At 66.4% G+C, this 8,211-nt stretch carries 9 protein-coding genes; 4 read left to right on the plus strand and 5 right to left on the minus strand.

Annotated features, from left to right (window positions below):
- Position 1: 1 nt before the first annotated feature.
- Complete coding sequence (locus tag KO538_RS20420) at positions 2–577, minus strand: RNA polymerase sigma factor (RefSeq protein ID WP_139248288.1); 576 nt, start codon at positions 575–577, stop codon at positions 2–4.
- Positions 574–1,308 carry a hypothetical protein gene (locus tag KO538_RS20425; RefSeq protein ID WP_139248289.1) on the minus strand — a complete coding sequence of 245 codons (735 nt, stop codon included), beginning with the start codon at positions 1,306–1,308 and terminating at the stop codon, positions 574–576. Before KO538_RS20425 ends, KO538_RS20420 begins: the two co-directional genes overlap by 4 nt.
- A 208-nt stretch (positions 1,309–1,516) precedes the next feature.
- On the opposite strand from KO538_RS20425, the gene KO538_RS20430 reads away from it, so the two are divergent.
- From KO538_RS20430 to KO538_RS20440, 3 genes are read left to right on the plus strand one after another with little or no spacing between them, the layout of a single operon-like run.
- Positions 1,517–2,533: a M14 family zinc carboxypeptidase gene (locus KO538_RS20430; protein ID WP_219329475.1), complete on the plus strand. Its 1,017-nt coding sequence runs from the start codon at positions 1,517–1,519 to the stop codon at positions 2,531–2,533.
- Entirely contained in the window at positions 2,530–3,336 is an 807-nt protein-coding gene (locus tag KO538_RS20435; protein ID WP_219329476.1) for an alpha/beta fold hydrolase, read from the plus strand. Before KO538_RS20430 ends, KO538_RS20435 begins: the two co-directional genes overlap by 4 nt.
- Complete coding sequence (locus KO538_RS20440) at positions 3,327–4,364, plus strand: serine hydrolase (protein WP_219329477.1); 1,038 nt, start codon at positions 3,327–3,329, stop codon at positions 4,362–4,364. The genes KO538_RS20435 and KO538_RS20440 overlap by 10 nt, the downstream gene beginning before the upstream one ends.
- A 3-nt stretch (positions 4,365–4,367) precedes the next feature.
- Here the strand turns inward: KO538_RS20440 and KO538_RS20445 are convergent, their stop codons facing one another.
- Together KO538_RS20445 and KO538_RS20450 are read right to left on the minus strand one after the other, a co-directional pair.
- Complete coding sequence (locus KO538_RS20445) at positions 4,368–5,507, minus strand: YbfB/YjiJ family MFS transporter (RefSeq protein WP_219329478.1); 1,140 nt, start codon at positions 5,505–5,507, stop codon at positions 4,368–4,370.
- Entirely contained in the window at positions 5,504–6,376 is an 873-nt protein-coding gene (locus tag KO538_RS20450) for a LysR family transcriptional regulator (RefSeq protein ID WP_219329479.1), read from the minus strand. Before KO538_RS20450 ends, KO538_RS20445 begins: the two co-directional genes overlap by 4 nt.
- 87 nt (positions 6,377–6,463) lie before the next feature.
- Between KO538_RS20450 and KO538_RS20455 the strand changes: the two genes are divergently transcribed.
- On the plus strand, positions 6,464–7,525 hold the full coding sequence (locus tag KO538_RS20455) for a nitronate monooxygenase family protein (RefSeq protein WP_219329480.1): 1,062 nt from the start codon (positions 6,464–6,466) through the stop codon (positions 7,523–7,525).
- 198 nt (positions 7,526–7,723) lie between these two features.
- Here the strand turns inward: KO538_RS20455 and KO538_RS20460 are convergent.
- Positions 7,724–8,211, minus strand: a 488-nt coding sequence (locus KO538_RS20460; RefSeq protein ID WP_219329481.1) for a transposase, incomplete at its 5' end; no start/stop codon positions are given.

An 8,211-nucleotide genomic window follows, 5' to 3' on the forward strand; every position in this document is an offset into this window, starting at 1 on the left:
ATCAATATTTACGCCGGCCCGACACATCGCTGCGCTGGGCCGCATCGGCGTCGGCCATGCACGTTTTACAGTGTTGCAGGGCGGCCTGCAATTCTTTCTTCACCATTGCCACGGAAATGCCGAAGCGTTCGGCGATTTCCGCATTGAGCATGCCGTCGATGCGCGCCGCCGTCAGGATGGCGCGGCGGCGCGGCGACAGGCCCGCCAGGGCCGCGTCGAGCGCCTGCACGTCGAGCCGCGCCGAGACGATGCGGGCCGGGTCGCTGATGTCGTCGCCGGGTTCGTCGGCCATGTGCATCAGTTCTTCGCGTTCGCGCTCGGTGACGATGATGCGGTCGCGGCGGTAGGCATCGGTGGCGATATTGGCCGCCATGCGCAGCAAATAGGCGTCGGGATTGTGGACGGGCGCGGCGGCCGGCCCCGGCGCCACCATCGCTTCGAGGCGCAGCCAGGTTTCCTGCAGCGCATCGGCCGCATGGTGCTTGCAGCCAACGACGCGCTCAAGGCGCCAGCGCAGCACGGCGTAGCGCGAACTGAGGTGGCGTTTGAGCTTGGTGCGCAGGTCGGGCATGCTCATGGCGCGGCCATGGTCTTGGGGGCGCAATCGACTTCGCTGCCCGGCCCTTGCGGCAGCAGCAGGATGGAAACGGGCTGCGGCATCGAGGGCAGCGGCGCGGCGCCCACGCGCATGCCCAGCACGACGCGTGCAATGGCCGTGTCGCGCGCGCGCAAACCCGTGCTGTCGAGCAGGTGCACGCGGTCCACCACGCCGGCACGGTTCAGATACAGTTGCAGCGCCAGGCGATAACCGCCGGGACGCGTCTGCGCCGCGCGGCACAGCAGTCCCAGCAGCGCGTGCTGCAAGCGGCTGACATAGGCCGCATGGTCGCCGCCGCCCTGCGTGGCGCCCGGGATGTCGGCGGCGGCCACGACGGCGGCCTGCGGCAAGTCCGCTGCCGTTGCTGAAGCGCCGGCCGGGGCATACACAATGACAGCTTGCGCGTCGGACAGGCGCGATAGCAGGCCCGTGCCTTCCAGCAAAGCTTGCAGGGCCGCACCCGCCGCATACGGGCCGCGCACGGCGGCCGACTGGCGCTGCGCGTAGCGCTGGTCCATCAGCACGGCGACGCCCGTGCGGCGGCTGTACATATCGAGCGCGTCGCCCAGGTTTTGCGCGGCGATATCGAACTGCAAGACGGCGCCATCGGCCGGCTGGGCCCGCACGGGCCCCACCGTGGCCAGGAAACCCAGCAGTACCAGGTATCCCGCCAGCGCAAGCACATGGACGGATGCCGGGCTGCCTGTCATATCGCTATCGAGTCGCTATCGTGTGAGGGGAAACTGCGTGGCAACAAGGCATTGCCAAGTAATAATTCTTGCATCAACTGCAATAGCCTACACACAAAAAATGACGGCTTCGTGACATCAGCGGCGTGCGCAAATTTCGCCATGCGGGACGTCTGGCGCGGCCGTGATTTCGGCTACACTGGCTGCTACTTTCCCTTTCAGACGCCTGATGATCGAAAAGAATCTGCCCGAGCTGGTCATGCTGAAGCGCCTCATTGACGAGGGCGGCAGCCACCTGGAAGTGGCCGCGCCCTGCAGCATCGCCATGGATGGGCGCGAATTTCCCGTGTACTCGATCGCCATGGGCAATCCGAGCCCCGACGTACCCGTACTGGGCTTTTTCGGCGGCATCCACGGCCTCGAACGCATCGGCACGCAAGTGCTGCTGTCGTTCCTCGAAAGCCTGATCGCGCGCCTGCGCTGGGACGCCACCTTGCACCAGCAGCTGGAAAGCATGCGCCTCGTGTTTATGCCGCTGGTCAATCCTGGCGGCATGTGGCAAGCGACGCGCTGCAATCCGCAGGGCGTGGACCTGATGCGCAATGCGCCATTGAGCGCGCGCGAAAAAGTACCGTTCATGCTCGGTGGACAGCGCTACAGCGCCCGCCTGCCCTGGTACCGGGGCGCGGCGGATGGCCCGATGGAGGTGGAAAGCCAGGCCGTGTGCGACCTCGTCGAGCGCGAACTGCTGTCGCGCCAGTTCAGCATCGCCCTCGATTGCCATTCCGGTTTCGGCTTGCGCGACCGCATCTGGTTTCCCCATGCGCATACCAAGGTGCCCATCGAGCATCTAGCCGAGATCGGCGCGCTGGAAGAGCTATTCAGCCAGAGCTATCCCAACCACAACTATGTGTTCGAGCCGCAAAGCCGGCAATACCGCACGCATGGCGACCTGTGGGATTATCTGTACCTGAACGGCACCAGCTACAGCGGACGCGTGTTCCTGCCGCTGACCCTGGAAATGGGTTCATGGCGCTGGGTCAAGAAAAACCCGCGCCAGCTGTTCAACCGCGTCAGCCTCTTCAACCCCACGGCCGCGCACCGCCTGCAGCGTGTGCTGCGCCGGCACCTGGTGTGGTTCGATTTCCTCATGCGCGCCGCCAGCAGCCACGGCCGCTGGATGCCGGAAGGCTTGCTGCGCAAGGCCCAGCGCCGGCGCGCCCTGGCGCAATGGTACGAGTCATGAGCGGCTCGCCCACCTGGATTTTATTGCGCGGCCTGATGCGCGAACAGCGCCACTGGGGCAGCTTTCCCGCCACCCTGGCCCGCGCCCTGCCCGGCGCCACCATCGTCACGCCCGATTTGCCCGGCAACGGCACGCGCCACGCGCAGGACAGCGCCACCCGCGTGGCCGACATGGTGGAAGACTGCCGCCAGGAGCTGCTGGCGCGCGGCATCCCCGCGCCCTACCACTTGCTGGCCCTGTCGCTGGGCGGCATGGTGGCCGTTGAATGGGGTCACCGCTACCCGCAGGAAATCGCCCGCTGCGTACTGATCAACACCAGCATGCGGCCCTATAGCCCGTTTTACCGGCGCCTGCGCTGGCAGAACTATGGCGCCCTGCTGCGCCAGCTGCTGCTGGGCGACGGGCGCAGCCAGGAAAGTCTGATCCTGCGCCTGACCAGCCGCAGGCATGCCCATGGCAACCCGGCCCTGCTGGGCGACTGGCTCAGTTACCAGCAGCAATACCCGGTCAGCCGGCGCAACGCGCTGCGCCAGCTGCTGTCGGCCGCCCGCTACCGCGCCCCGGCAATCCGCCCCCCCATGCCCGTGCTGGTGATGGCCGGCGTGCTAGACCGATTGGTCGACCACCGCTGCTCGCAGCGCCTGGCCCGCGCCTGGCAGGCCGATTGCCTGATCCACGGCGACGCGGGCCACGACCTGCCGCTCGACGAGGGGCAATGGGTGGCGCAATCGGTGGCGAGGTGGCTAGGCGTGGCAGCGACAGACGATCACAAGATAAACACAGCACAATCATCATGCAGATAAGCAACCTTACAGAGCAATTGACAGCGCTGGTGGAAGCCGGCGTACGCGAACAGATTTTTCCAGGCGCGGCCTGGGCCGTGGGCACCGTCGACCACCACGCAATGGGCGCGGCCGGGCGGCTCACGCCCGATCCCGCCAGCGCCGCGATGCAGGTCGACACCTTGTTCGACATCGCGTCGCTGACCAAGATCATCAGCGTCTGGTCGCTGGTCGGCCAGCTGGTGAAGCAGAATCGCCTGCGCCTGGACAGCCGGCTGGCCGATCTGCTGCCCGGCACGGCAGGCTACGCGCTGGCGCCGATCACGATTTTCCAGCTGCTCACGCACACGGCCGGCTTGCCGCTGCGCGCCCGCCTGCGCGCCAGCTATGGCGACGTGTACGACGATATCGTGCGCGGCGTGCTGCGCGAGCCGCTGGAAGGCATACCAGGCCAGGCCGTGGAATACACGGACCGCGCGGCCCTGATCCTCGGCCTGGTCATCGAACGGCTGCTGGGCATGCCGCTGGATGTGGCCCTTGCAGAGCATGTGCTGCAACCGCTGGGCATGGCCGCCACGGGATATGGTCCTGTGACGCCACGGCACGGCCAGCTAGTCGCACCGACCGAGTACTGCGACGAAGCAGGCGCGCATCTTGCCGGTACGGTGCATGACTTTTCGAGCCGGCTGCTGGGTGGCGTGTGCGGCATTGCCGGCCTGTTTTCCAACGTGCCCGACCTGCAGCGCTTCCTGCGGGCGATGCTGACTCCGCATGGCGAGGTGTTTGACGCCGATTGGGTGAGGGAATCGCTGACGGTACAGACGGGCGATCTGCAGCCCTCGCGCGGCCTGTTCTGGCATCCGGCGGCAGGCACCGGGCCGCAAGACGACGTCTGGTGTCACCTGGGCTTCACGGGCACGGCCATGTGGCTCAGCCCCCGGCGCGGCCGCTACGCCGTGCTGCTGACGAACAAGCTGTATTACACGCGCGAGTTCGACAGGATCAACGACATCCGGCGCGACCTCATGCGCCGCGCATTCGATCTCTGATTTTTACAGCCGCAGGCTGACGAGAATCGCCAGCAGCAGCGCGCCAGCGGCGGCCAGCAAGGCGCTATTGAAACTGTGCGATTGCGCATACAGGCTGCCAGCCAGCACGGGGCCGATGATCTGTCCGATACCATACACCACCGTCATGATGGCCATCATGTTCGAGCCAAACTTAGCTGCCTTGACGGCGGCCCGCTGCGCGGCCGGCATGGCGATGGTCACCGTGCCGACAAACGTGCCGCCGACGAGGACGGCGCTGAGCAGATAGCCGGCGGCCGTGGGCGCCAGCACGGGAAGCGCCACGCCCAGCGCCTGCAGCAGCAAATTGAGCCTCAGCGCCTGGCGCGTGCCAAGTCGCTCGTGCAGCCGGTGCCACAGGAAACACGACGGCGCCGCACCAAGGCCGAACACGGCCCACACGTGGGCGGAGTTCAGCCCGGGCAAAGCCGCGCCGACCAGCACGGGCAAATACGTGGCCGTGACGATATAACCAAATCCCGCCAATCCGTAGATCAGCACCAGCGGCCACGGCGCTACGGGCGCCAGGTCCGATGCGGCGGCTTGCGCCGGTGCAGCCAGGGTTGCCTGGCCGCTGGCGGCAATGGCGGGCGCTGCCGCCAGCCCCGCCAGCGCGGTGACGCCGGCCAGCAGCAGCCACATGCCGGCGCTGTGCCAGCCCAGCCGCGAAGCCAGCACCAGCAATTCGGCCGACACGGCGATGCCCGCGCCCACGCCCGCATACAGCAGCGGCGCGCCGCGACCATGTCCGCGCTGGACCAGCAGCCACAGCGAGGCGGCCACCATGGCCAGGGCGCTGAAGACGCCCGCCACGCCGCGCACCGTCACGATGAGCCAGACGGGCATAGTCAAGGCCAGCACGCCCAGGCACAGCGCCGTGCCGGCCACCGACCACAGGCACAGCCGGTGCGCGCTGTGGGCCCGCGCGCGCATGGCCAGGATAGCGCCCAGCAAGTAGCCGGCATAGTTGGCCGAGGCGGCCAGGCTTCCGTCGCGCAAGCTCAAGACGCCTTCCCTGACCATGTGCGGATAGATGGCCGTGAAGGCAAAGCGGCCAAAGCCCATGCCGATGGCGAGGATGACCGCCGCCGCGATGGCGGCGCGCAGCCTGGCCGGCGCGCTCATGGCGCCGCCTCGCCCACTTGCACCAACAAATGCTGGAAGGCGGGCACGTCGAATCCCGCGCGCCACACCAGCACGGTGTCAATCTCCCCTGCGGGCAGCGTTGTCAAGGTAGCTGGCGCGTCCGACAGCGCCAGCACGCTGGCCGGCAGCAAGGTCACGCAGGCGCCGGCCGCCACGCAGGCGATCATGGTGTGATACGAACTCATTTCCTGCACCTGCCACTGCGTGCTGCCGGCGACGCCCAGCAGCTCTTCGGCGATGCCGCGGTAGGTGCAGCCCTGCGGGAAGGCTGCCAGCGAGCGCGTGCGCACGTCCATGGCGCTGCGCGCCTGCCCTTCGCTGGCCGGCAGCAGCAGACACAGCTCCTCGCGCCACACGGCCGTCGATGCCAGGCCCAGCTCTTCCAATGCGCCGCCGCCGAACGAGGGCGGCAAGGCGACGAAAGCGCAGTCGAGCAAGCCCGTGCGCACTTGCTCGATCAGGGGGCGCGACGGCCCCGTGCTCAGCGCCAGCCGCGTCGCCGGATGGCGGGCGTGATACGCGGCCAGCAGCGCCGGCAAGCGGCTGGCCGCCGTGCTTTCCATGCTGCCGACGCGCAAGGTGCCGCCCTCGCGCCCGCCCGTGACGACGTGCCGCGCTTCCTCCGCCAGCGCCAGCAAACGCTGCGCATACTCGAGAAAGCGCTCGCCGGCAGCCGTCAGCGCCATGCGTTTATTCGTGCGCACGAACAGTTCCGCGCCGATATCGGCTTCCAGCTGCTGGATGCGCGTGGTGACGCTGGACGGCGCGCGCCCCAGCCTGGCAGCAGCCTGGGTGACGCTCAGCTCAATGGCAACGGCGCAAAAAATCGTCAGGGATTCCATGTCCATGGTATTCTCTATTTCAAAATGATTATGATATTATATTCTTTAAATGCGAACATTGCACAATGTCCTCAACTTTGTGAAGGAAACACCATGAGCTCGTTCCAGCCCTTCCTCGACCGCCTCGGCTTGCAGTTGCCCATCATCCAGGCGCCGATGGCCGGTATCTCCACGCCGCGCATGGCCGCCGCCGTCTCGAACGCGGGCGGCCTCGGTTCGCTGGCCATCGGCTCTGGCACCGTGGCGCAGGCGCGCCAGATGATCATGGACACGCGCGCGCTGACGGACCGTCCCTTCAATGTGAATGTGTTTTGCCATGCGCCGGCGGTCAGGGATGCGCGGCGCGAAGCGGCCTGGCTGGCCCACCTGGCGCCTCTGTTTGCGGAGCTGGGCGCGGCCGCACCCGTGGCGCTCGACGAAATCTACGAAACGTTCATCGGCAATGACGCGGCATTCGAGCTGTTGCTGGAACTGCGTCCCGCCGTCGTCAGCTTCCATTTCGGCTTGCCAACGACGCAGCAGATCGCCGCCCTGCGCCAGGCCGGCATCTACACGCTGGCGACGGCCACGAATCTGCGCGAAGCGGCGCTGATCGAACAGGCCGGCGTCGACGCCATCGTGGCGCAAGGCGTGGAAGCGGGCGGACATCGCGGGGCTTTCGACCCGCAAGCGCCGGACGAGCGCCACAGCACCAGCGTCCTGCTGCGCCTGCTGGCAGGCAGCACCGCCCTGCCCCTGATCGCCGCCGGCGGCATCATGGATGGACAAGGCATCCGCGCCGCGCTGGACCTGGGCGCCGCAGCCGCCCAGCTGGGCACGGCGTTCGTACTATGTCCGGAATCGTCGGCCAACGCGGGCTACCGCGCCAACCTGAAAAGCGAACGTGCCGCAAGCACGCGCCTGACCAGCGTGCTATCGGGCCGCCTGGCGCGCGGCATGGTGAACCGTCTGATCGAACACGGCGAAGCGCCAGGCAGCCCGCCGCCAGCCGACTACCCGGTCGCCTACGATGCCGCCAAACAATTAAACGCGCTGGCCAGCCAGCACGGCAACAGCGAATTCGCCGCGCAGTGGACTGGTCAGGGGGCGCCGCTGGCGCGGGAGATGGGGACGGAGGAACTGGTGGCCACGCTCGCACAGGAAATGGCGCGCTGATTTCAGGCTGCCGCTGACACGCGTGCAGCCAGGACAATGAAGGCCTTGGCCGCATACCACCTTGGTTCGACGTGCGACTGTATTGCAGTGTCCGCTTTCGCCCCAGGCTGTGTGAAAACCCGAGTTTTTGTATCGGGAGCGGCCGCTCCGTGCAAGCCCCCGATTTTCCCCGACGTGCGAGTCGAAGTTAAAAAGGGCTCACGCCCCCAACAACGCCGCTTTCAGCCCCTGATTTCCCATGATGTTCACCATGCGTTTCAAGTTGTAGGCTAGAACATGTAAGCTCATCTCTGTTTTCACGCGTGGTAACGTTCGAGTTAAAAAATGTGTAGCACCCATCCAAGCTTTTAACGTACCGAATGGATGTTCGACTGTTTGCCGCCTGATTCTCGCGACGTCTCCGTGCTCAGCTATCCGCTTGCTCATCCTATCGAGGGCGTCTTCGTGCTCCCAGCGGGCGATACGGCGATTTGCGCCGGTGGTGCACTGAGATTTCATCAGGCACTTGGGACAAGATGACGACCAGTATTTGTGAAACAGCAGCCCTTTTTCTAGCGTGCTGAATCGTCGGATTGCACGTTCTCCAGCAGGACATTGGAACTCGTCGCTCTCGGGCAGATATCGGAAGTCGCGTTTATCGAATAGCCCCTTTGCACGATTGCCCGAAGTGAGCGGTTTAGGAACTA

The sequence above is a fragment of the Janthinobacterium sp. NKUCC08_JDC genome (assembly GCF_019345575.1).
GTDB lineage: Bacteria > Pseudomonadota > Gammaproteobacteria > Burkholderiales > Burkholderiaceae_D > Janthinobacterium > Janthinobacterium aestuarii.

Bases quoted from the DNA above. Each gene is read 5' to 3' on its own strand.
- KO538_RS20420 (WP_139248288.1), bottom strand. From the start codon at position 577: ATGAGCATGCCCGACCTGCGCACCAAGCTCAAACGCCACCTCAGTTCG.
- KO538_RS20425 (WP_139248289.1), bottom strand. From the start codon at position 1,308: ATGACAGGCAGCCCGGCATCCGTCCATGTGCTTGCGCTGGCGGGATAC.
- KO538_RS20430 (WP_219329475.1), top strand. From the start codon at position 1,517: ATGATCGAAAAGAATCTGCCCGAGCTGGTCATGCTGAAGCGCCTCATT.
- KO538_RS20435 (WP_219329476.1), top strand. From the start codon at position 2,530: ATGAGCGGCTCGCCCACCTGGATTTTATTGCGCGGCCTGATGCGCGAA.
- KO538_RS20440 (WP_219329477.1), top strand. From the start codon at position 3,327: ATGCAGATAAGCAACCTTACAGAGCAATTGACAGCGCTGGTGGAAGCC.
- KO538_RS20445 (WP_219329478.1), bottom strand. From the start codon at position 5,507: ATGAGCGCGCCGGCCAGGCTGCGCGCCGCCATCGCGGCGGCGGTCATC.
- KO538_RS20450 (WP_219329479.1), bottom strand. From the start codon at position 6,376: ATGGACATGGAATCCCTGACGATTTTTTGCGCCGTTGCCATTGAGCTG.
- KO538_RS20455 (WP_219329480.1), top strand. From the start codon at position 6,464: ATGAGCTCGTTCCAGCCCTTCCTCGACCGCCTCGGCTTGCAGTTGCCC.